The sequence below is a fragment of the uncultured Dokdonia sp. genome, from assembly GCF_937910895.1.
Classification (GTDB): Bacteria; Bacteroidota; Bacteroidia; order Flavobacteriales; family Flavobacteriaceae; genus Dokdonia.
Genome location: NZ_CALEMI010000113.1, coordinates 41,732 through 65,468, shown reverse-complemented (window position 1 = coordinate 65,468; position 23,737 = coordinate 41,732). Strand labels below are relative to the sequence as shown.

Annotated in this window: 20 protein-coding genes; 4 read left to right on the top strand and 16 right to left on the bottom strand. The window is 33.7% G+C overall.

What is annotated here, in order from left to right:
• Positions 1-262 precede the first annotated feature (262 nt).
• Both Q0505_RS13685 and Q0505_RS13680 read right to left on the bottom strand, forming a co-directional pair.
• Positions 263-1,693: a hypothetical protein gene (locus tag Q0505_RS13685; RefSeq protein ID WP_299213803.1), complete on the bottom strand. Its 1,431-nt coding sequence runs from the start codon at positions 1,691-1,693 to the stop codon at positions 263-265.
• Positions 1,680-5,174 carry an AAA domain-containing protein gene (locus Q0505_RS13680; RefSeq protein ID WP_299213801.1) on the bottom strand — a complete coding sequence of 1,165 codons (3,495 nt, stop codon included), beginning with the start codon at positions 5,172-5,174 and terminating at the stop codon, positions 1,680-1,682. The genes Q0505_RS13685 and Q0505_RS13680 overlap by 14 nt, the downstream gene beginning before the upstream one ends.
• Positions 5,175-5,337: 163 nt before the next feature.
• On the opposite strand from Q0505_RS13680, the gene Q0505_RS13675 reads away from it, so the two are divergent.
• From Q0505_RS13675 to Q0505_RS13660, 4 genes are all read left to right on the top strand, one after another.
• Positions 5,338-6,915, top strand: a complete 1,578-nt coding sequence (locus Q0505_RS13675; protein ID WP_299213799.1) for a hypothetical protein — start codon at positions 5,338-5,340, stop codon at positions 6,913-6,915.
• Positions 6,912-9,605, top strand: a complete 2,694-nt coding sequence (locus Q0505_RS13670; protein ID WP_299213796.1) for a hypothetical protein — start codon at positions 6,912-6,914, stop codon at positions 9,603-9,605. Before Q0505_RS13675 ends, Q0505_RS13670 begins: the two co-directional genes overlap by 4 nt.
• A 103-nt stretch (positions 9,606-9,708) precedes the next feature.
• A complete protein-coding gene (locus tag Q0505_RS13665; protein WP_299213794.1) occupies positions 9,709-10,209 on the top strand; it encodes an IS6 family transposase in 501 nt (166 codons plus the stop codon).
• Positions 10,210-10,471: 262 nt separating this feature from the next.
• Positions 10,472-10,954 (top strand): hypothetical protein, encoded by a 483-nt coding sequence (locus Q0505_RS13660; RefSeq protein WP_299213792.1) that lies wholly within the window; start codon positions 10,472-10,474, stop codon positions 10,952-10,954.
• A 409-nt stretch (positions 10,955-11,363) separates the two neighbouring features.
• On the opposite strand, the gene Q0505_RS13655 is transcribed toward Q0505_RS13660, so the two are convergent.
• From Q0505_RS13655 to Q0505_RS13590, 14 genes are all read right to left on the bottom strand, one after another.
• Positions 11,364-12,497, bottom strand: a complete 1,134-nt coding sequence (locus Q0505_RS13655; protein WP_299213790.1) for a type II secretion system F family protein — start codon at positions 12,495-12,497, stop codon at positions 11,364-11,366.
• Complete coding sequence (locus tag Q0505_RS13650; RefSeq protein ID WP_299213789.1) at positions 12,488-12,964, bottom strand: prepilin-type N-terminal cleavage/methylation domain-containing protein; 477 nt, start codon at positions 12,962-12,964, stop codon at positions 12,488-12,490. Before Q0505_RS13650 ends, Q0505_RS13655 begins: the two co-directional genes overlap by 10 nt.
• Positions 12,961-13,254 (bottom strand): hypothetical protein, encoded by a 294-nt coding sequence (locus tag Q0505_RS13645; protein ID WP_299213788.1) that lies wholly within the window; start codon positions 13,252-13,254, stop codon positions 12,961-12,963. The genes Q0505_RS13650 and Q0505_RS13645 overlap by 4 nt, the downstream gene beginning before the upstream one ends.
• A 26-nt stretch (positions 13,255-13,280) precedes the next feature.
• Positions 13,281-14,558, bottom strand: coding sequence for a hypothetical protein (locus tag Q0505_RS13640; RefSeq protein WP_299213786.1), 1,278 nt, complete (start codon positions 14,556-14,558; stop codon positions 13,281-13,283).
• Positions 14,558-15,034 carry a hypothetical protein gene (locus tag Q0505_RS13635; protein WP_299213784.1) on the bottom strand — a complete coding sequence of 159 codons (477 nt, stop codon included), beginning with the start codon at positions 15,032-15,034 and terminating at the stop codon, positions 14,558-14,560. Before Q0505_RS13635 ends, Q0505_RS13640 begins: the two co-directional genes overlap by 1 nt.
• A gap of 3 nt (positions 15,035-15,037) precedes the next feature.
• Positions 15,038-15,994 carry a hypothetical protein gene (locus tag Q0505_RS13630; RefSeq protein ID WP_299213782.1) on the bottom strand — a complete coding sequence of 319 codons (957 nt, stop codon included), beginning with the start codon at positions 15,992-15,994 and terminating at the stop codon, positions 15,038-15,040.
• Positions 15,995-16,004: 10 nt separating this feature from the next.
• Positions 16,005-16,742: a hypothetical protein gene (locus Q0505_RS13625; RefSeq protein WP_299213780.1), complete on the bottom strand. Its 738-nt coding sequence runs from the start codon at positions 16,740-16,742 to the stop codon at positions 16,005-16,007.
• A gap of 12 nt (positions 16,743-16,754) precedes the next feature.
• Positions 16,755-17,267 (bottom strand): hypothetical protein, encoded by a 513-nt coding sequence (locus Q0505_RS13620; protein ID WP_299213778.1) that lies wholly within the window; start codon positions 17,265-17,267, stop codon positions 16,755-16,757.
• 1 nt (position 17,268) lies between these two features.
• The gene (locus Q0505_RS13615) at positions 17,269-18,486 is read right to left on the bottom strand and encodes a hypothetical protein (protein ID WP_299213776.1); all 1,218 of its coding nucleotides are present in this window, start codon (positions 18,484-18,486) and stop codon (positions 17,269-17,271) included.
• A complete protein-coding gene (locus tag Q0505_RS13610) occupies positions 18,486-20,657 on the bottom strand; it encodes a general secretion pathway protein GspD (RefSeq protein ID WP_299213774.1) in 2,172 nt (723 codons plus the stop codon). The genes Q0505_RS13615 and Q0505_RS13610 overlap by 1 nt, the downstream gene beginning before the upstream one ends.
• Before the next feature lie 3 nt (positions 20,658-20,660).
• Positions 20,661-22,079, bottom strand: coding sequence for a GspE/PulE family protein (locus Q0505_RS13605; RefSeq protein ID WP_299213772.1), 1,419 nt, complete (start codon positions 22,077-22,079; stop codon positions 20,661-20,663).
• Positions 22,079-22,651 carry a hypothetical protein gene (locus Q0505_RS13600; protein ID WP_299213770.1) on the bottom strand — a complete coding sequence of 191 codons (573 nt, stop codon included), beginning with the start codon at positions 22,649-22,651 and terminating at the stop codon, positions 22,079-22,081. Before Q0505_RS13600 ends, Q0505_RS13605 begins: the two co-directional genes overlap by 1 nt.
• A 29-nt stretch (positions 22,652-22,680) precedes the next feature.
• Positions 22,681-23,091, bottom strand: coding sequence for a general secretion pathway protein GspG (locus tag Q0505_RS13595; protein WP_299213768.1), 411 nt, complete (start codon positions 23,089-23,091; stop codon positions 22,681-22,683).
• Between the two features lie 84 nt (positions 23,092-23,175).
• Positions 23,176-23,733, bottom strand: a complete 558-nt coding sequence (locus Q0505_RS13590; protein ID WP_299213766.1) for a hypothetical protein — start codon at positions 23,731-23,733, stop codon at positions 23,176-23,178.
• Between the last annotated feature and the right edge of the window lie 4 nt (positions 23,734-23,737).

Below are 23,737 nucleotides of genomic sequence, written 5' to 3'. Positions count from 1 at the left end.
TTGATATTTCAAGATATACCAGCAATTTCAAAGAACAAAAACAACTAAGATTAACTCATAACAAGAAAAACACCTGTAAAGTATGCTTCTAAAATCAATCAAATTTTAAAAACATTAAAAGCAAAGCTGATAAAACAACTTAGCTTCTAATTTAAATTCTAGTTTTCAAAGACTATTTGCAACTATCTCATTTTTTGACGAATCTCATAAATGGGACACATTATTGTAAAATGATCATAGAGATAACAAGGCATCCATTAGACTAAGAGATTAAGTTTTTGTCAAATTGGTAATCATCAAACACTTTAAGCCAAAACTCTTCTACATTATCAAAAAATTGAGTTCCTTCTTCAACTGCATAATTTCTTCCTTTCTCTCCAGCATAAGAAAGCCAATTAAAACTACCTTTAATATAAAAATCATTATCCTTTATAAGAATCTTACGGTGCGTCCCGCTACGATCCTTAAATCTTGTTTTAAAATGTAGAGGCAAATTGTATATTGTTAAGCGATTGTGGTACTTATTTTGGAGCGCGATTATTTTATTAAACGTATCTGGATGTGGCTTGCTTTTATCTGACCTGTCAATACCGTAAGCTATAAAAAGGCGTGTATCTTTTTTCTTTAAAAAAGTTTCCATATCAGTTAAGTAATTTGACGTGGCTCTTCGTATCCAAGGACTTTCTATATAAACTATAGATTGAGCGGTTCTAAGAGCTTCAGAGATTAAATTCTTATGCTCAAAAGTTGATATATCTTTGTATTTACCAGATAATCTATTTTTCGGTTTATTTGATTCTTTACTTTTTTCAATTATATCTTTAAACTCATTAAGTGTCTCTACATCTTCTGAAAAATCAAATAATAGTGGATCTTTTGAAAATTGCTCATTTAAAGAATTAGTTGTTTTCCTAAGTAAACTTAATGACTTATTATAGGCTTTTATTTGTATTCTTTTTCCAGTTTCCTCCTTTGGATAATAGATAAGAGCATAAATTTTTTCGTAGATCGCTCTAGGTTGTTTAACAATACTTCGCTTATAATTGGAAAGCTCTATAATCTCCTTTTCTTCCTCACTTGATTTGCTGAATTTTGAATTAATCTCAAGCCAATTTTCTTGAATAAATGAATGATTTACGCCAACCAAACTTTTTAGTTTGTTTTCTGAATGAGTTTTAGAGATAGCATTAGTTGTAATTTCCTTTGTGAGACCGTCTACATAAAAAGTAAATTTCTCATTACTTGTTTCTGGAATGAATTTTTGTTTTTCAAGAAACAGTTGCCCCTTTGTAGTTAACCTGTAATTGTCTTCGTCGTCTAAATCAATTAAGCCTTCTTTTATTAATAGATAAAGCTCATCCACAATAAAATCATCCTCTGCTATTCCCAAGAAACTGCACAACATGAGTTTTTCATTAAGACCAGCTTGAATAGTACCTAAAAGAAATATATGTAAATCCTGTAATACGTCGCTTGGTTTACTTGAAACAAGCACATCAATGGTAGTTTGTATTTTTGGATAGGCTAATTCAATAATATCATTTAAAAGATACTCATCTCCTAAATCATTCTTGTATTTATTAAAAAGCTTACTCTCGTTAGTTAAAATGTCTTTCTTTTTAGGATTAATCTTTCCTTTTGGCTTTTTCTGATAATTAGTTCTATATGGTTTTTGATTCTTATTTTGATGCATAAAAAATCTCTTTAGGGTCGTTATAAATTAAACCTTCTTTTTCAAGGAGCAAAGCAAACTCTTGTAACAACAATAGCTTACCATTGTTATTCTCCGTCCATTTTCTGCTAGGTCTTACATTTTTCAAGAAAGTTGCATCTCCAACTACTATTAATAATCTAGTTGCTCTTGTAAAAGCTACATTTATTCTATTGGGCATTTCTAAAAACCCAAGTCCAGAATTATCATTATCCCTTGTGGATCGCACTAAGTCGTAAATTATGATATCCTTCTCTGCACCTTGAAAACTGTCAACCGTAGCTACGACTAAGTTTTGCTTCAAGCGTAAATTATGTAGATTAATATCATCGATTTGATTGGTAAGGTACTCAGCCTGTTTTCCATATCCTGTAATTACACCTACCTCATATCCTTCATCATTTATTAAGTCTGTATAACCGTCAATTGTATTTAATATGTCGATTATAACATCTGCATTACATTTATTGTATGATGATTTACTTGTAGGATCTTTATCGTGAAATCTATTAGGAAATTTACTTGTGTCACACATAAATACTGTAGAACTAGTTTGAAGATTTAACTTATGTGCTTTGCCACTTAACGGACTGGAATGTAGTTTATCATCGTAAACCAACTTGGAGATTATATCTCCAAGTTGCTCTGGCATCCTAAACTGTAAGTCGAGCATTTCTTTAAACTCATCTGGTGCTCCATCAAACATAATTTCAAAAAGACTTGGTTTATCATAGTATATTTTATCAAAGTCAATTTTTTCATCTTCTAAATTTAGTTTTTGAGCAACCTGTTGTTTTACACTTTCAGTAGCCGTTACTAAAGGAGGCAATTGCAAATGATCTCCTACCATAATTACTTGTTGTGCCATATTTACTGGCACTAGAGTCTCTGAAGGTGTTGCTTTAGCTGCTTCATCCATTATAACGTAATCAAATTCAAAATTAAAATCACGATACATTCCAGCTGCGATGTGGTTTGCCGTAGCACCTACAATATTTATATTAGTGATAAAACGTGACTTTAGTGCATCTTTATTTTCAATATTAGAAAGAATAGATTTCCATTTACTGTGTAATAATTTTAGCTTATTAAACTTAGATGAAAAATCACCCAAATAGTTAGATAGTTTATCATTGAATAACGATCTTGACTCAAGACACAGCTTCAATTCCTGATAGTCTTTTGAAAATGGACTATCTAATAATGTTTTTAGTTCTCGTTTTGCTACTGACCAATCCTGTTTCTTATTAAACTCTTTTAAAATTTTATTTAATACAGGACTAGTATTTGTATTCTGTTTATCGAACGCCTTTTTTAATTTAGAAAAATAGCTATCTGATTTCCTTTTAGTTTTATTAGCCCAAAAGCTCAATTTCTTATCAAATGAATGTAGCGCAATGGCCTCATCATCGATGTTCTTTCCCAGTCTTATGAAGCTAACTCCATTAATTCCATCCATTTTGGATAAAACATTGTCAACAGCAAGGTTAGTCTGTGATGTGATTAATATTTTAGCTTGTCTATCCCTTTTAAGAATTTGTAATATTATTTCGGCAATAACAGTTGTTTTACCTGTTCCAGGGGGGCCTTGAATAATAGTTAATGGTTTTCTATATAGTGATTTTAGAACGGCATCTTTTTGTGCTTCTTGGAAGTCTACAAGATTTCCATTTTTATCCTTTGACAAGACCTCAAGATCAATATCTATATATCCAGATTCTTCTGCGAGTTTATTTAGTTTCTCTGGCTGAAATAAGTAATCTCTTAAATTGTTATTCAAAATTTTTCCAGCCATATAATTCTTTATGGCATAAAGCTGTCGCTTATATTGAATTTCCATAATAGATGTGTCCTCGTAGAGAATTCCTTTAACTGGAAGCTCATCCTTACGGTTCTCTGGAAACTCTCTTACAGATAAAACATCAGTTTTTTCATTAAAATTAACCGAAAATCCAACGTGTTCTTTGTCTTCTGTTTTTGGATTGGGTTTGATATAAAGATTAATAGTGTCACCCTTATTAAACATTTGACGAGATCGATGAACTAGACTCTTAATGTCATCAATAGTTGTCACATCTACTTTTAGCTTAAACTCTGCTTCATTACTTGATACTACAGTAAAACTATAATATGGTATCGAAAATGCTTTAGACTTTAAATGATTTATTTCTGCATCCAGTAACGTTAAATAATCCTTTAATATCTGTCTTGGTACTCGCGGTAAGTTCCTTTTTGCAGTTGCTTTTTCTTCGAGATGTAGTCTTTCTAATAATGCCTGCACATCATAATAATCAGAATTTACCGTATGACTTTTATCAATCACATTGAAAGTAAGATCTGTAAGTGGCTCTTTATTATTCAAAATCCATTGATGCTCTCTAAGTTCATTACTTTCTAAATTATCTTTATGCTTCACGTCTTGAACAACTAGACTCTTTTTTCCGTGTGATAGAAAACTAGAAAACACATAGTAATTAGAAGAGGCTAGTTTTGCATTGATTGAATTGTGTTCAGAATGAAGTCTTTCATTTACATTTAAAAACAAACCGTTTGCATTTATCTCTTGGACAAATGATGTACTATTTTCATTAGTCTCTTTTAAAAATTTTAGAAAAACTGGCTTCTCTGGTTCTGCTATTATGCTGTCAATAAACTTTAATATATCGTCCATTACCAGAGAATGACGCATATATCTATCATCGGGATTTAGTGCTGAAGATTTTTCAAGGATTGCCTTTAAAATTTCAAGACTGCTGACAGAAAGTAACTCTTTATAGAAATTAATTACACTGGTAATTCTATCTATATTATTCTCAATTTCATAAAATAATTGATGACCTAACATCGCATACATCATAGCTAAGGCTAATGAGTATATATCAGTTCGCACCTTAAGGCGGTTTTCTTGCTTATTAATATATTCTGGTGCTGCAAACTTTGTACTATATTCACTTACAGAAGTCTTTTTGGAAATGGTATGTTCTAAAATTGAAATTCCAAAATCAATAACTACAGGAAGATTTTCTTTATTAATCAAGATATTCTTAGGATGTAAGTCCTTATGCTGAATACTTTTCTGCCCTGCTCTTTCAAGACCTTCACACGCGTAATACCATATTTGAGCTATCTTTTTTATATTAGCCTTAGACGCTTCATTGTTCTCAGAAACATACTCTTCTAAAGTTTTAGAATCTTGTATTTTTTCAAGAATCATATAGTATTCGCCAGAATCCCCATCTCTTCCAGAATCAACAACCTTGTTAATATATTTAGAGTCTATTTTCTTTAGATTTCGTGCAGTTATAGTAAACTGACGCTCCGCAGAACTACCAGAATCTAAATTTTTAGGAACTTTTGCTAGGTAAATTTTACCATCTGGCGCTTGTACATCAAACAAGTAGCTATTGGGGCTTTCTGTAATCTCACTAATAGTGTTGTATACACCGACATTGGTTAAAGTCATACTGGATTTTAGTAATAAAGTTATAAATCATACAAGTTAAAAAAGATTTTCACCTACTCAAGTAAAAAATAATTCAAAAGTAATTTTAAAAAAAACAGAGTGTTTTCATTAAGCCATTTAAAAAATAGTATTAGTTTGATGCTTCTTAATTCTTTCGGTATTTATGAGCATACGACAATTTGAAAATTCACAAGTAAAAGCCCCATTTTTAGGTAAACCACATTACCCTATATCAGGTCTGGATCAATTAGGATTAAACCTTACAAGTGAGCGTATTTTTGATCTGTTACTGCCCGGATTAAACAACGTTACACAGCGCATACGCTACTATTCTTTTTACTGTTGGTTTTTTGATTGGTATGCATCTCAGGTAAGAACCACATCTAGAAGTAAACAAAATAATTATCTGAGACGAGCCGAATTTTTATTATCACTAGTTGCTGCTCATAAAGAACTAAGTGGTGTTTCTGGAATCACAAAAGCTTTATTAATTTATAAGCAGAGTGATGAACAAATTGATTTAACAAAAGGCACTCAAGAAGGCTCTAAAAGTGAAGGTTCTTATTGGAAAAATCCACGTGGAGTGCTAGGCCAGTATTATATCAGTTCTATTAAGCAAATGGGCATTCTGGGTGATCAAGGTGACAAAGAAGGTTTGTATGTACGAACCGATTTTCAGCACGAAACAAAAATTTCTGGTAAGCAACTAGCCGATGCTTTTGGTTTAAATATTTTAAATACATCTAACGTTTTCTCGAAAGCTATTGAAAATAATTTTGTTACTAAGACTGACCTTGAGTTGCTGAGTAGTGAATTTAATATGCTTAGAATACCTAATGATAGTAAAGAACAAGAGTTATTGTGGCAGTTGTTTTCTGGTGTAGACCGTCCAAAAGAAAGTGAAGAGACCTATTTTAGAAAAGATACCATTAAGCTTCTACTATCTAATGTTGATGTTAATGATAGTAAGGCAAGATATGAACAATTGAGCGTGCCTTTCTCTATTTATGGTGATGGCTGGAATGATTGTTATACTACATCCCAAAAGCTTTGGTACTTTTTTATTGTTGAACAGTTTTGGAGTGTATCGAGTACTGGGTGCTTAGATGCTTTCCTCATAATTTTAGATGAACAGTCTAAGAATAATTGGGTAGATGAGATTGAATTAGTTGATCATATTGTGTCAAAAGTTATCGACCTATTTAAGACAGAAGGCGTCAATGTAGAATTAGATCTCTTTTTTGGAATTCCTTTTATGGAACATTCTATTGAGGAGTTAGTCTATCTCTCAAAAACAGAAACCGATCCATATATTAAAATATCATTTTCTCTCTGCGCAATCCAGAAATTAATGCTTGAAAATGCGACAAGTAAAATTGAACTATTAGAAATTTCAAATAGGTTTAAAATCCATACAGCCAGTAGTTTTCTTGTTTCTTATGGAGACTTTAAATTAAAGGAAGATATTACTATCAAAGAGTTTGTAAGATATTTTCTTACTCGCAACGTGATTAACAGACATCATTTTGTTGCCCTTAGAAAATTAAACGCTACTCAGAATAGTGCGAAATTTTATAGGGAGGATGGTATGATAAGATTAGTAGATCATTTTATGTATGATTACTCCTCGCCAAGAATACATACACTCGTTGACTTTATGCGTGATTTAAGCATTATCGATGCAGATTCTACAGCGCTAACTAAAAAAGGACAAGAATATTTAAAAATGCTTGCTCAATGAAAATAGAAAGGTCCAACATTTTAGAGCTTATAGGTACGGGAAAGAACAAGTATCATAGCTGCGTAATTACAAGCTACAGTATTGACCTTGCTTTTTTTGAACAGCTCATATTACCGAAGTTAAGAGGTGCAGGAATTACTAACATTAATTTATTTGTTGATGCTTCAATGCTAGAAAAGTATTTAGCGTCACACTTAGGCGATAGTCTAAAAAAGTTCAATTCAAATTATAGTATTACACCTGTCACTATATCAGGAGCATTTCATCCTAAAATGCTTTTTATAGCTGGGAAAGATAAAGGATATCTATCCATAGGCAGTGGTAACATCACTTCGAGTGGCTTGCTTTATAATGATGAGATATGGTCTTCTTTTTATATGGTAAAAGAAAGATTAAGTGCACAACCTATTTTTAAATCTGCTTGGCAATATATACAGTCGCTATCGTCTCATAGTTTAGGAATCAATCTTACTAAAATTAATTGGATAGCGCAGCATTCGCAATGGATATCAGATTTGGAAGACAAACAAGATAGCATAGCAACCATTAAGGAATTTGAGTATAGAATGTTTTTTACTCAAAATACAAAGTCATTATATAGCGAGGTCATAAGTACGCTTTCGCGAAAGCCAAAAAGCATCAAAATAATTGCGCCTTATTACAACAGGTCTGGAGCTTTCTTACAAAAGGTCATTGATGATTTGGCACCTAAAGAAATACATTGCGTTGTTGATACCACTAATGGTATTTTACCTGTAGATTTTGCGTCAAGTATATGTCAATTCTCTGACTGGAAAGATGTCATCAATACAGAGAACTCTAAAAGCATACAGAGACTTCACGCAAAGATTATTCAGATTGAATACGATGATGAGACAGTGTTCGTCTTAGGAAGCGCAAATGCAACTTTAGAGGCTTACGGAATAAGTAATAGAGCGTTTAAAAATGATGAAGCTGTTATTACGATACGAACTAAAAAAGCCCAAGACTTTATAAAAAAATTGGGTATTCAAATACCCAAAAAAGGAACGCTTGACATTAAAAACACTGTAAATGCAGAGTCAGAAAATGTTGAAATCACAATAGACTTATTGAAAATTAAACACATAGAGTTAAGTGATAGCATCGTTACTATTTCCTTGGGCAAAAGCTTTACCAGTGAATGTGTATTAAAAACGTTTGATAGTAATAATGCTTTACTTGAAAATATAGATGTTTCAGTAAACTCTAAAAAAATCCAGACACCACTTAAGGTAACTGAAAGTATTTTTAAAGTTGCCTTATATAGTTCAGCTACAGAAGAACGTATCTCAACCTTTGGATTGATTCAAAATGTAAACGTACTTAAAAAATCAAATCCTGACGAACGATTAGCTAAACTCCAAAGCTTTGAACATCTTGACATATTCAATTCTTTAAACTATGAAATGGTATTAGATTTCTTAGAGCAAGAACAAGTTTTTAAAGATAGTGGGGGATCACAAGCTCCTTTATTGGCAAACAATGAAGTTGCCGAAGATGAAGGCGAAGTGATTTCTGAAAATGAATACAATAAAAATGCAGGCCTAACTCTTAAAGAAAACGTTACAAGCGACAACATAGCATCAATGGTTGAAGAGTTTTTAGACGTTTTAAAAATTAGAGAGAATCCAGAAGAACTTTCTGATAATGCAGAAGAGTTAGCTACTGAAGCTGGCGATGATGGTATGGACGAAGAAACAAGTTTAAAACATTCTCAATCATTTATCAATGCTAGGGAAGGTCAACGAATAGCTCGTAAGATTGAGAAAACAATTAAAGCGGTTTCTACTTTAATTAATAATAGATTTATCAACCAAATACCACAGGACACAAAGAGTCTTAATGCGCTCTTTGTTGGCTTTCATATTCTGTTGCATTTTTGGGAAGAAGTCTATGTTGAAGAACTATCTCAAGTTAAAGTTCACTATAAACAGCTAGATGAACTGCGCAAATTGGAACGTAAATTTGGATTGAAACGATTGGAATCTCAAATTAACTCATCAAATTATGAGGTAAGTTATTATGTCGATCACGCGCTACTAAACACATTTATCCTATTCGTAGAAAACAGTAATAAAGCCTTTAGATTAGTTGATAATCCATCAGAGCCTATAACTTTTAAACATCCAATAATATTAAATAAATATATTCAAGACTATACATCTAAGAATTGGTTGTTTGATTTTATAGATTTAGGCTTGAGCCAAATTATAATTTCATTGAAATCTTTGGAATTTACTATTGATGATTCTCAAAAATTAAAGCTTATGATCCTTAGTAACCAATTAATTAATAAGCTAGTATGGAATAGTAAGTTTAATTACTGGAAAGAATTGGTATTACTCAATATCTATGACACTCTTAATCTGTCTACATTACAAATTGAGGATAAAGGCCTACCTAACAAATTGTTAGACTGGAGTTTTTGCAATGACTATTTAAAATTTAAGCAAGGTTTAATTGAAACCTCAATAAAGGGGACACAAGTAAATGCCCAATTAGTTAATAGCATTATTTTCAGTAAAGTAATGGGCTTCGGAATGATTCGTAAAGTCCTAAAAAATGGGAAATTGGAATTTTATTCGTCTATCTTAAATAGGGACTTAAAAGAAGATGACGGAGGTGTTTATAAAACTGTATACATATCAAAACAGGTGAAAGTCTTCTAGTTAAAATTGGAAGCTATTTACACATATTACTCGTATTGCGGTTCTGTCGCATTAATTCTACTATTTCAAATATACTTAAGTTTGATGTTTTTAAAGTAGTTCCATGTACAAACACCATCGATATCCTTACATCATCATACAACAAGCGGTATATTTCAAATTTCGATTTAGTTTAAGTTACCGTGATATTGAAGAATTGATGGTTATTCGGGGTGTCAAAGTTGATCATTCCAAAATCCAGCGTTGGGTGTTTAAGTTTTCTAAAGGCATAGAGAAAAATATGAACATTCGTAAGAAGTTAGTCATCGATAGTTGGAGACTTGATGAAACGTATATCAAGGTAGCAGGTAAGGATAGGTATTTATACCGAGCGGTGGATAAGCAAGGAAATACGATAGATTTCTTACTGACCAAACGAAGAATGAAGGGTTCTTCCCAAAAGTTCTTGAATAAAGCTATAGGCAACAACGGAAAACCTCGTATTATTAATATTTATAAGAGTGGAGCAAATACGGCTGGGATACGAACTTGGAACAAAAGGAATCTGACTTCAAAAAAGATAAAGATTCGGCGAGTCAAGTATCTAAACAACGTCGTAGAATAAGATCATTGAAGTATAAAAAGGAGAATTACTATTACCACAGGATTTAAAGAATTCGAATCAGCACAAAGAACACTAGCAGGAATAGAAATTGTACATTATTAGAAAAGGGCAAATATTGATTCCTAAAACTTCAACATTTAAAACGTTTTGTTCACTGGCTGCTTAATCTTTATGTTTCTTTTCAAAATTATATAGTCGTCGAAATAATGCGACAGAACCTGCTTTTTACCCTATCCATTTTCTCATCGACCATTACTCAAAAATGATTCTTGGGTATCAAATAGAGAAAGGCTCATCTGCAATTGCTATCAAATCTTTAATCCAAAAAGCGTGTTTAGAACGCCAACCCTCAACATTTCAGTTTCTTACCGATGGTGGAAGTGAGAATGTGAATAGTATTTTTTCTGAATTTATTAACTCTTCTGATATCCCAATCCAACATATTATTGCTCAAAAAGATGTGGTCTTCTCAAATTCTATGGTGGAAGCTCTGAACAAAGTCATTAAACACCAATTTATGTATCACAAAGAAATTAATAATGAGAATCAGCTTATAAGTGTAATGGCAGATACGATCCCCATATATAATATGATACGTCCACAAATGATCCTTGGTGGAAATACACCTGAAGAAACTTTTAGTGGATTATCTATTGATATTTCCAGATATACTCACAATTTTAAAGATCAAAAACAACTAAGATTAACTCATAACAAGAAAAACAGCTGTAAAGTATGCTTCTAAAATCAATCAAGTTTTAAAAACGTTAAAAGTAAAGCTAATAAAATAACTTAGCTTCTAATTTAAATTCTAGTTTTTAAAGACTATTTACAACTATTTCATTTTGTGGCGAATCCCATATATGGGACACATTATTGTAAAATGATCGTAGGGATAGCATCTCACAGCAAAATACCTTTTTCAATCTATTTATCAAAATTTAAAATCTTACGTTAGATATATTACATTTTTAAAAAAGAAGCTGAAACTACTGAATACTAAAACCTACAATTTTGTTAGACCTAACTTTTAAGGTTACTATTGTACTTTCTTTCATAATAGTAGTTCTTTTCAATCATGAAGGTTTCTGAAGAACTAACTAGCTATTTTTAATTAAGGGTTAGTCACATACGCTGTGATTGACCCTTTTTTGCTATTTTAATACACTCCCAATTTCAAACATAGGCAAGTACATCGCGATTAAAATAATACCTATCATAATTCCTACAACCAGAATAATGAAAGGTTCTAAAATGGTAGAAAACGTTTTTGATTTTTGTAAAACCTCTTGATTATATTGTTCACTCAGTCTTTCAAAGACATATTCTGTTTTATTAGTTTCTTCTGCAACGCGAACAAGGGCAATCATCTTACGATCAAAAAAAGAATGCTCCTTTAAACTTTCGCTCAGGCTTTTTCCTTTTTGAATATCCGCTTCTACTTTTTCTAATACGTTTTCTAGTGGGTAAAAGTCAATCATTTCTTTCGCTAGATGAATACTTTGAACAATCGATACTTTAGTACTTACTAGCAGAGAAACCGCCTGTGTAAAACGAGCTATATTCGATACTTTTATAAAAGAACCTATCAGTGGAAGCTTTACTAAAAAAGCATCTTTTCTAGCCCTGTACCATTTTCTTTTATTGAGTTGTTTCTGAAAAATGATAAATAGGAGTAAGGAGGCAAAAACTAGCCAACCATAGGTTCCTAACCAATTAGACACCCCAATCACAGATTGTGTAATGACAGGCAGCTCTATATCGTTTTGTCTAAACATATCTTGAAACATCGGCACCACAAATCTGAGCATAAAGGTAACGGCTAAGAGTGCTGTAATTAATAAGATCACGGGGTAGGTTAGTGCGTTTACAATATTACGTCGCTGCTCATTTTTACGTCTGTAAAATTCGGCTAATGATTTTGTGACTCTTTCTAATGCCCCACTTTCTTCTCCTATTCTTACAGAATGCTCTTCATAGGTAGTAAAGTGTTTATGTTCTTTCAAGATTTTAGAAAAATCATCCCCCGCTACAATACGATCTCCAATTTTTTGAAACAACTCAATATCTTCTTTCTTTTTCTGGGATTCCGCGATAAGAAATAAAGCATCTTTCAAACGAATACCTGAGGTGAGTAATACACTTAATTCGGTATAAAACTGTTCTTTCTTTTTAGACCCAAAAGAACTTCCAAAAAGAGTTATTTCCTTTTTTAGAATACTCTCCAGAGAAGATGGTTCTTCTTTGCGCTCTTTTCCTTTTTTAAGATCGTTTATCTTTAGTCCCATACCTCCTTGATTGTTTGTTGGGCATCTACTTTCCTAGACACAAAAAAGACAACAGGACGATTTGAGATCATCAGAGTTAGTTCAAGCCCATCGGTAACTCCTTCTTCTATTTCATCTCCTTGGTAATAAAAGCGTGTATTTTGAACTGTAAAAGGAATCGTATCACGATCTCGTAGAACATAATCTGGTGCTATTTCATATTGAATAGTTTCGTCTTGAACGGTAATAGCTAACTGTTGTTGTTTTTCATTCCAAAGCGCAGTAGATCCTTTTTCAAAATCAAAAAGTAAGCGCTGTTTAAACTTTGTTACTTCCGTATGCTCTTCGTAGCGTGCGCGCATGGTTGTAAATTGTTTGGTTACGAGACGTAACACTGTAAATGCAATGGCAATGACAATACTAGTAATAGCCAAAACCACTAAGATTTCACTTAAGGTAAAAGCGGGTATTTTGTGTTTTTGTGTCATTGGATTTCTCGCAAAATTAAAGGTGTTTTTTGACCTGCTTTTTTTGCTTTGTAGATCGTGTACTGTATGTCCTCTTCTTCTACGCTTTCTATCGTTATTTCATACGCTTCAAAGGTTTCATCATAAGGGAGTGTGATTTTTTCATGTGTGTTGAGGTATTGCAAGACTTCCAATCTGTTTTGTACGGAGAAGGTATCCCTTTGTACAACGGACTTGAAGGTATTCATTAAAATTAAAGAAGCCACGACAAACACAATAAGAATGATGCTCGTAGCCACCAAGGTTTCCATGAGAGTCGATGCGGATATTTTCTTTTTTAATACACCCATTGCACAAGATTCGTTTGAGTTTGGGTGGTTTCTATACCACAAAAGGCTACTGGAAAATTTCTCGTATCTATGATCGCATCAAAAAGATGGTTTTTATATACCGAGCCTCTGGTTTCTATAGCAAACTGACGCGTATATATTGAGCCTTTTACATTTCCTTCTAGTTGTACAATATGATCGCTATAGACCTCGCCTTGTACGATAGCATTTTCTTTAATCGTGACCAGCGCTTTTTGATAATTATCACTAGGACTTTCTAGATGTATCACGCTCCCTGAAACGATACTCCCTTCTTCCAAAGTAATACCTCTTCGTAGTTCTCCATTGGAGGTCTGTACTTGGTTTTCTTTTTCCTGAAAAACTAGTGCAGAGGGATAGGTCAGCCGTGCATTCTTTCCAACAGTAATACTTTTAGAAGCAAATGCTTGGAAAGCCCCTATCGCGTTATCAGCTATTTCAATATGTGGTGCTATGAGTATGATATTTTCCGCTTTCGCGAAAGCGGACACACGAATAAGTGTATCTGATTTTATAATGATATTTTGAGAGATCGATTGATCATCGATCTGTATGACATCTGGACTATAGATCCACTTAGGAGCTGTCTCAAACGTAGAAGAAATCTCTGAAGCAAGCGAACGAATGAACAAAGAATCTTCTTGTGGCAGATTACCAAAGAGTAAGGTTTTTATATACTCTTTTTTCTCATTTGATATCTGGGGCTTTGCAGAATTGTTTTGATTGATATTTCCATTCACGAGCGTTTTGCCTTGATAATAATTCCCTGCAATGTTTCCTGGCTTGATGCCTTGTCTTGGTAGTGATACATCGCCATAAATACTCGTTTCCCCAACAACAACCAAAGGGGAGTTACTATCTTCTAAAAAGATAGCAGGTCGTTCTTTTTCGGGGGTTTGCCCTCCTAATAGGGCTATTTTTTGGGTTTTAAAGTTTCTGCTTTTTCCTATGGAAACCATCTTATCAAAGATGCCCCAATGTGTTTTGAAAATGATGACTTCTTCTTGAATTCCCTCCTCTAGGTTGATGCTAATACTATCCCCATAAGGAATTGATTTTTGTTTAGCATAACCAATGCCATCGTGACTCAGTTTTATGGTGTTGGTAGAGCGCTCTAGTTGTTTTGCAAATTGTAAATGGGAATAACTAATAAGAATAAAAGCACTAAGGATTACAGCAATCACTACGCTTATCAGAATAGCAAATTGCAAGGCTCCCGCTTTTATTTTTGTACCTACTGCTAACATCAACCTGAAATATTGATATTTTTACGTTTTCCTTTGTAAGAAACGGAAATGTTTTTTAGATTTCCTGAAATAATCTGAACGCTATCAATCACACTTCCTTCTTTGGCAATATATTCTTTTGTATTGATTTCCAAAGAGAGTACTTTTTTACCAGAACCTGTGTCAGAAATAAGTCCTAAATATTTAATTGCTGGAAAATAAGCATCTTCTTGATTGGATGCATTTTGCCTTGATATATTTTTTTTGCGAGTTTGATTCCTGTTGACTATCGTTCCTAAAAAAGGATCTCTATAGTTATTATCAATGGTAAAACTTTCTTTCACGGTATAGCTAGCAGGTTTAAAAGAAGTGATGGGTTCTGAAGTTATCATAGCATCTACACCATCGTCACTAAGCATAAAAAAACGAACAACTACAGCGCCGTATATTAATATAACTGCTAGTAATAAGTATCGGGTTCGTTTCTTCTTATTCATGGATTATAGAATGGTAATGGTTTGTTCTGTATAGGGTGTGTTTTGCGTATCGTTTTCTGCACGTACCGCCCAAGAGTACATTCCTGAAACAAACTCAATGGTAATATCTGTCGTGGTTACCGTTTGCTCTAAGAAAATACTATTATCTGATAGATCGGTAATGATGATTCTGTAGAGTGTGGCTTGTTCTATTGCTTGCCATGATAAATTCACCATCGTTTCTGAGGTTTCAAAACCATCTTCTGGAGCTATGATTTCGACTATCTGATCTGATAAATTTACCATATCGTCTATAACAGAGAGGCTTTGTGTGGTATAAGCTGTTTCATAAGAAATATTCATCGCTTTCACGCGCCACTGATAGTCATTACTTTCTAGGGTAGTGGTGTATAAAGGTGTTGTAATCAAAGTATCTCTTACGATCTGAATAGGCGACTGAAAATTTGGATAGGCAATTTGCAGTTGATACATGGTTGCATTTGCCACAGCTTCCCAATTAAAGTTAATATTTCCTGCGGTGATCTCAGCATTATCAACAGGTGCTATGGCCGTTACTAATTGATCTGATATATCTACATCGGTTTGCAGCGTATCTATCTTGAAACTTTGTGTGGTGTAGTCCGTTTGAAAATTATCATTAAAACCTCTTACACGCCATTGATACATATTGGGAGCTAATGTGGTGCTAAAGCTTCTAAAACTCTGCACAGAGTCGCCTAAAATCGTATCGAGCACCACTTGATTGGCATTTGTAAAATTAGGCTGTGCCACCTGAATTTGATACTCTTCTGCAAATTCTATTTCTTCCCAAGAAAATGTAACGTCTATATCCTCCAAGACCGTACCATCTGCGGGTGCGATTAATACAATAAAATCTTCTGATATATCGGGTACACTTATAATCTCTTCACAGCTATAAATAAGTGCCATGGCGAAAATGAGTATGATGAATTTTTTCATAACATCTATTTTAATAATCTACTAGTTTTTTAATCTTTAGGAGCTTTTGTGCTTTTCGCTCTAAAGGTCGTTTGCAGGCTTTCCCCTCCTCGGTGATATCCATGACGACTACTTGATTCCGCTGATTTTTACCATAGCAGAAAAATGAGGTTTGATAGTCAAAGACCACCATCTCAGAAAAAGGAATCGTCGTTAAAAGTTCCTTCTCGTTATAGAGCGTTAGCGCATACGTCTGATTTCCTATCGGCTCTAAAAAGGCAGTGGTCATTTTAGTCATATCAATCACTTTTTCTGGCACTACAGCAATCTTACTGATAACCCCCGCTTTTTTAGAGTTTCTAATGTATTCTCTAGTGGTACTATCTTCATTAATAGCTTGTGCATATCCGATATCATCTATTAATTCTACTTCAAGATAGATAGGCTTTTTGGCAATCGTATCGTTGTAAGAGAATTTAGGCTTTTTGGGATTAAATACCGCTGAGTATTGAGTAAAAGATGCTTTTGTAAATTCTTTTTCAAGAATGTTGACACGGAGCTTTTGATCCAGTAAAGGCATCCCTTTTACTTCTATATTATTTTTTAAGGTGCCTTCTTTTTTTACAATAGCGCCTAATGCTATCGCATTGGTATTTTCCTTGGTCAGTTGGAACTGTTTTGTAGCACTACATCCTATAAAAAGAAGTGTACACGCTATGCATACAATCCTTGGATTTATTCTATGTAAATACTGTTTTATATTCTTCATGGCAAGTATACGTTATTGAACTAATTGCAATACAAACGCTCCTTCTAAGGATGTTCGTCCTGTACGATAGTTTTTAAGTTTTTCAAATTGTAAGGATGCGATCATCCCAAATTTACTGCGTTGTTCTAATTGATATGCTAATCCTAAAATTGAATTAAAATCTCCTGAAACTCTAAAGGCATAGGAATTGGTTTTCTTCCCTTTTTGAATAACACTGTGAGGCTCATCAAAGGAAATGATTTTAATGTTATGATTGATGGTATATCGGTCTATGGTCTTTAGCAGATTGTTCTGCAAAGACGTTTCTGTAATCTGATAATGTTGTAAAAGAGAATCATAGTATTTCTCTTTTTGACTCAATACTTGTAATCGTTTCGGGATATTGGAATAGATCTGTTCTTGCGTTTTTAGGTTATCGTAATTATTTTTTAGCGAAAGCGTCATAGAAATAGACAAAAAATACCCCAAGAGTAGCATTCCAAAAAAGCTGATCACTAAGGTGGTATTTTTTTGTTTTATGGTCATTCTATGCTTTGATTAAAATTGCGATGCTAAAACGTATGTTTCTTCCTTTTTCTTCTAGGTTGTCAATAGACACGCTATCTGTAAATTCTAGATTTTCCAGTGATGAAATCCAAGAGGATAGATCAGAATTTTCCGAGGTTTCTCCTGTAATAACAATCATATTTTCTTCGACTTCAACGACTTTATTTTTGCGAATTTTCTTTTGTAAAGGATGGTATTGAAGCCCTTCTAAAAGAATGGTCTCTGGCATTTCTTGGATAACCTCATCTATAAAATAGGAAGCAGAAGAAGATGCCGATGCAATGACATCTTCAAACAGTTTTTGTTTTTGGTTAACAATGGAGTCTTTTTTTACCAATAGCTTTTTTTGTAGTGTGTTGGTACTGCCTATTTCTTGTAAAACAGCCACTTCATCATAATAGTGACTATAGAATAAAAAGTTGACTAAAAAGATCACAAACAAGACCGCTATGGCAAGGGGTAATCCAATGGCAAATAATCTGTGTTGTTTAAAATAGGATTGTCGTTCTTTTTCTTTGGTCTCAAAATTATTTGACACGTGTTTTTCATCTATCCCTGCGATTGTTTTTATAATACTTCCTAAGCCGTTTATATGTTCTCCATCTATTTGCAATCCTGCTACATCATACGTCTCATTTGAATAGCTTTCTGATGCCATGTGATCTATAGAGGTAATCTCTCCCTCTTTAAGCTCTAGGGTAGTGGTAGGGGTTTGAATATGAGATGTATCTTTTAGAAAAGGAAGTAAGGATACTATAGGCGTATGTCCTAAACTCCAATGGGTGATAAAAATAGATTGTGATTCGTATTCCTTGATCAATTCCTCTACGTAGGATTTTCTACAGATATACACAAACGCTTTTTCTTTAGAACGAATGACTTCATAATAAAAAACATCTAGGTCAATATCTGAAAATGTTTGATTCAGTAAGACTTGATCCGAAAGACTGTTTACATTTTCGATTGTTTTCTGAAGCACTTGGTTATTGTTAATGACCAAGTGAGCATATCTTAGTTTTGAAAAAGAGGCTCGTACGTCACTAATAGTCGAAGCTTTCGTTTTGTCTACTAGCGTGAGTTCTCCTTTATGCTGTTTGCAGGCAAGAACAGTAATCGTAGCCAGCGTATCCGTTCCTGTATGTTCGAGCGAACAATAGGTGTTGCCGTAGATGATATTTCGCGAAAGCGTGTCTAACATTAGTAAATAACTGTAGGTTTTATTAACACAGTGAGTTTTGATTTTGAGGCGGTACGAACCCGTTTGCTAAAAAGCCATTTGATAATAGGGACACGTGCCAAAAACGGTACTCCTGATCCTGAATTGCTCTTACGATTCTCTTCCAATCCTCCCAATACCACAATATCATTGTTACGTGATTTGATAATGGAGGTGAATTCGCGAGAACTAATTTCTGGTGGTCCTGTGTCTGTAACACGTTCTCCAGTGAAACTGGATTGTATGACTTTAATATCCATAGTTACTTCTCCATCGGCAGATACGAATGGAAGGACTTCAAGCGACAATTCGGCATCTATGGGAATGAAATTTGTGCTTTCGCTCAATATTGGATTTTGAGTGCCTACAAATTGGTTTTGAGTGACCTCAAAATAACTGGTTCTTCCATTTGAAAAATAGGCGCGATGCCCATTTAAGGTCGTAATACGAGGAGAGGATTTTATCTCAAAATTTCCATTAGACTCAGATGCTCTAATATTAGCAAAGAAATTAGGCCCCACTTGTCCAATATTAAAAAAACTTGATCCGTCGATCCGTCCTAAAATTCGATTTACTGTATTAGCACCCAATGAAATATTGGTTTCTGGAAATATACCCCCTTGTGTGGTTGTGGGTTCTGAAGCAATACCCCATTCAATCCCTGCATCTAGCGTTGAGTTTTTATTTACTTCTAAGATCATCACTTCGATAATCACAATAGGTACTTTTTTATCAATCTCTTTGACAAAGCGTTTGAAACGCTCAATATCAGAACTAGCGCCACTTACGATAAAACTATTGAGCTCTTTATCTGCAATGATATTTAGGTCTTGTTTTATATCATCAGGAATAAGCGTGCTTATATCTGATCGTTTATCGTCTTCATTTCTTTGGGTTGATTGCGTGCTTGTCTGATTTTGGTTAAAATCCCTTGAGTTATTTCCAAGGCTATTATTTGCCCCAAATCCAGTATTAAACCCAAAACTTGTATTAGATCTCCCTGCACTTCTGCCTGATCGTTCAGGATCTGTTAACACCCCTATAGATCTATATCGTAAAGGAACTATTTCTGCTGAACGTAATGTGAGTTGTTTAAAAGTTCCAAAATAATAGACGTCCTCTTCCTTCTTAAACGTAAAACGATTCGATGGATTTGTTAGAGTTATATCTTGACCTTGACCTGCTGCTAATCTAGAAGATTGACTGGCTGTGATATTAGGGCTTGCAAAAGTAGTATTCTCAAAAATCTTAGTAAGTAGTTGATCAAATGAAATATTTTTTGCAGTCACTGTAGCGTAGCCAGCACTTTCTAGAGGGGAAGCAGTAAAAATATCTAGTTGAAGTTCATCTCCAATACTATAGATAATATCTGAGATAGCTACGTTTTGAATATCAACATCAAGTAATTTTGATTCTTGATCTAATACTTTAAAAAAGAAATTAGCGCTTCTTGACCTAATAGGTCGTACCACCGCAGCTTGTCTATCTAATGCATTAGCATTTTGTGAAATGGCAGGTTCAAACTCAAAAGAACCCTCTTTTGTTTTAGAGACTAAAAGATTATTTGAAAATGCTATTTTCTCCATAGCAATATCAAAAGGGAGTTCTTTGATAAAGGCAGAAATTCTATTTGTACTCAAACCTGGAGTGTAAAATATACCTTTACCTGTTTGGTCTGAAATCAATCTAAAAGCTTCCGAAAGAATATCATCTTTTAAATCGACAGAGAGTTTCTGATCACTTGGATCATAGGTAATATCAATGGTGTGTTCTTCAGGGACAACTTCTTTTTGATACGGTTTTATGTATAAAATAGTTCCTGTAAAATCAATGGTTGTGTTATGCGTTTTACAAACGTACAAGAGGACATCAGAAACGGATACATCTTTAAAATTATTGAAAATTTGTATAGCACTTAACTCAGGATTTACCTCAATATTAATCTTATGCACCTCTGATATCGCCAAAAGAAATGTAGGCAAATTGGCTTGTTGTATGGTGATGTCTATTTTTTCTAAAAGACCAGGGACATCGGTGGAAATAGCGGTTAATTTATTTTCTAATTGTCGTATTCGCTCTTCATCATACTCCTGTGCTATGATGCTTTGTGTCATAAAGACACACATCCATATAAATATTATCCTTTTTATCATGAATTATTGATTTGCTAATAATGCAAATACATCATCTACAGATGTTTCTCCTGTTTGAATTAAATGTATCGCCTGATCGCTTAATTTTTTTATGTGTTTTTTTTCCAGATACGCATCGATCTGGGTTTCATTATTCTTGATATGAACTGATAACTCCTTGGTTACAGGAAGGAGTTCATAAATGGCTTTTCTTCCCGAATATCCTGTGTGATAGCAATGAGAACAGCCTTGTGCAATGTAATGTTTTTTAAGCTCTTTAGGGACACTATAGTGTATTGGGAAGGTGTCTTTTTCTATATGAACTTCCTTTTTACAGTGAACACAGAGTTTACGCACTAAACGTTGGGCTACGCTTAAGTTTAAAGTACTTGCAATTAAATGAGCAGGCACTCCCATATCAATAAGTCGAGAAATCGTTCCCCATGCAGAATTGGTATGAATGGTTGATAACACTAAATGCCCCGTCAATGCAGCACGGATTGCCATATTGGCGGTTTTTACATCGCGTATTTCCCCTACCATGATAATATCAGGGTCTTGACGTAAAAAGGTTTTGAGTGCTGTTTCAAAATCGAGTCCTAAATCCTCCCTCAATTGCATTTGCATCACCCCTTCTAGAGTGTATTCAATAGGATCTTCAATCGTTAAGATTTTGGTATCTATTTTATTTAAGAGTTTAAGAGTTGCATAGAGTGTGGTGGTTTTTCCTGATCCTGTGGGTCCAGATATTAATACAATCCCATTAGGATTGCGTACGCCTTCTTTATAAATCAAGAGTTCTTCTTCGGTAAACCCTAATTGATCCAGTTGTATGTTTGAGGTGTCTTTGCTCAGAATACGCAATACAATACTCTCCCCATCCATCGTAGGTAATGTAGAGACACGAATATCAAACTCGTCTATTTGTGTTTTGACAGTAATTCGACCATCTTGTGGTAAACGAGTTTGAGAAATATCTAAGCCTGCTTGATTCTTGATCTTATTGATGATCACAGGATATTCTTCTTTTGGGATACTGTATTGCTCTTTTAATTTCCCATCTAAACGAAAACGAATACGACAGGTATTTTCAAAGGGTTCAAAATGAATATCACTACTCCCTATGGATTTAGCCGTTAATAGTATTTTTTCTAAAAAGTCTTGGGTGTAGGTGAGGAGCTGTTTTTCTGTACCAAAGGCTTTTCTGAAATTAGTGCTTAAATAGATATCGAGTTTTTCTGTATCTATCTGCTTTATCTCTACTGCATACCCTAAGAAGATGAAGAGTTCTTGCGCTAAGGTCTCGGGCGTATCGGTATCTGAATAAAAAACAACGGTAGCACCTTGCTCTTCAATAGGCACAATACGATATTGATAGGCTTGTTCTGCACTTATGCGTTGTTGTAATGCAACAGGGATGGTATACGTTCTTGTGTCTCCCATTACATTAGATATAACTCATCATAAAAACCTAACCAATGCACTAACAAAACACCTGCAAAAAATAGTGCTAAATAGCCTGCTAGGGGTATGGTATCTCTACTATGCTTTAGTTCGTTTTGAGTAGGCTCCTGCCTTCTCGGCAGGCTGGTTCGCGAAATGTCATACTGAGCCTGTCGAAGTAGCGTATACTCAGAATTCTGAATGGTGACTTTAGATTTCATCTTTTTTAGTACGAAATGTAGAAGCAAAGAAAATAAAAGTCCAAATACTAACAAGGTGATGAAAGATACAGTTGTAAATCCTAGCGATAGTGCAATTAAAAACAGCATATCACCAAGACCAAATACGCTTTGTAAGTCAAAGGTTTGAAAGCGTAGTTTTACATACCCAACTAAAAGTAATAACATACATCCTACCATCCCTATGTTGAAAGCACTATGAATACCAAATTGTAACCAACCGACTTCAACGATGTGTAGTACCGAGAATCCTATAGCTCCTATTAGAAACATCCACCAGTACACCATACGCTCTTTTTGATCTTGATAAAAAATGACTAGTAAACTAGTCATTAAAATTATTTTTATGAGCATGGAAATGATCAATCTTTAATGATTTGTTTAGGGTTTCCATTTTCATCAATTTCCCATACATTAAAGATACCATCTCTATCAAAATCTGTAATCGCAGTAGCTCTTGCCTTAAAGCCGTCGCCATCAACGGAGATGATGGTATATTCATAATTTGCTGTGCCGCCATCTTTTACTGTTTTTGGAGCTTCAAAATCAATTTCATTAAAATCGCCCGAAAATTTAGAATACGAATAACTATACAACGTCTGCATATTATGGATTTGCTTTAACTGAGCTTGCGCTTCTATACTCTTGGCTTTGGAAATTAAAGGCATTAGTCTAGGCATGGATAGCAAAAGTAATATCCCAATAATCGCTAATACAATAAGTGTTTCTTGTAAATTATATGCAGCGACTTTATGTATAGAAGTTCGTTTCAATTTATTTTTTTTTGCATCAATAAATATACTAGAAAATGTTTACTTAAAAATTCATCACTCTCCTTAATTTATTAGATTAAAATCTTAATTCTTATTTGGGTGAGTATGAATTCTAGCATCCACATGATTTGATAACTTAATAAAGTTATCATTAGTGAATTTATAATCCCATCTTTCAAACTTTATATGTCGATTAATCTCATTCATTTTCAAGCTATCAGGGATAATTGATATAATAGATTTATCATTCAGTATTTCTTTAAATAAATTACCCTCATCAAAAAATACCAATGGATACTTTTCTTTATACATATAATATCCTTTAGATTTTATAGACTTGTATATAAAATCTTCTTTACCTATTTTTTCCTCATCTAATGCTAACTCATTTAAGTGAGGTGATAAAACTATAGAAATAATTGTATCATTTATTTTCTCAGATACATATAAGTGATAAGAAGGATATGAAAGGCCATCTTTAACGACGTTAATTGATGGGACTATTAAGGGGTTATCATCTATATAGTCATCAATCATTACAAAAAACGATTGATTTAAGGCTTCGTTGCTAAATAGTGGTTCTTGATTTTTCGAACAACTAATTAAACATAGAACTAACAATACTAAAAGTTTTTTAATCATTTTT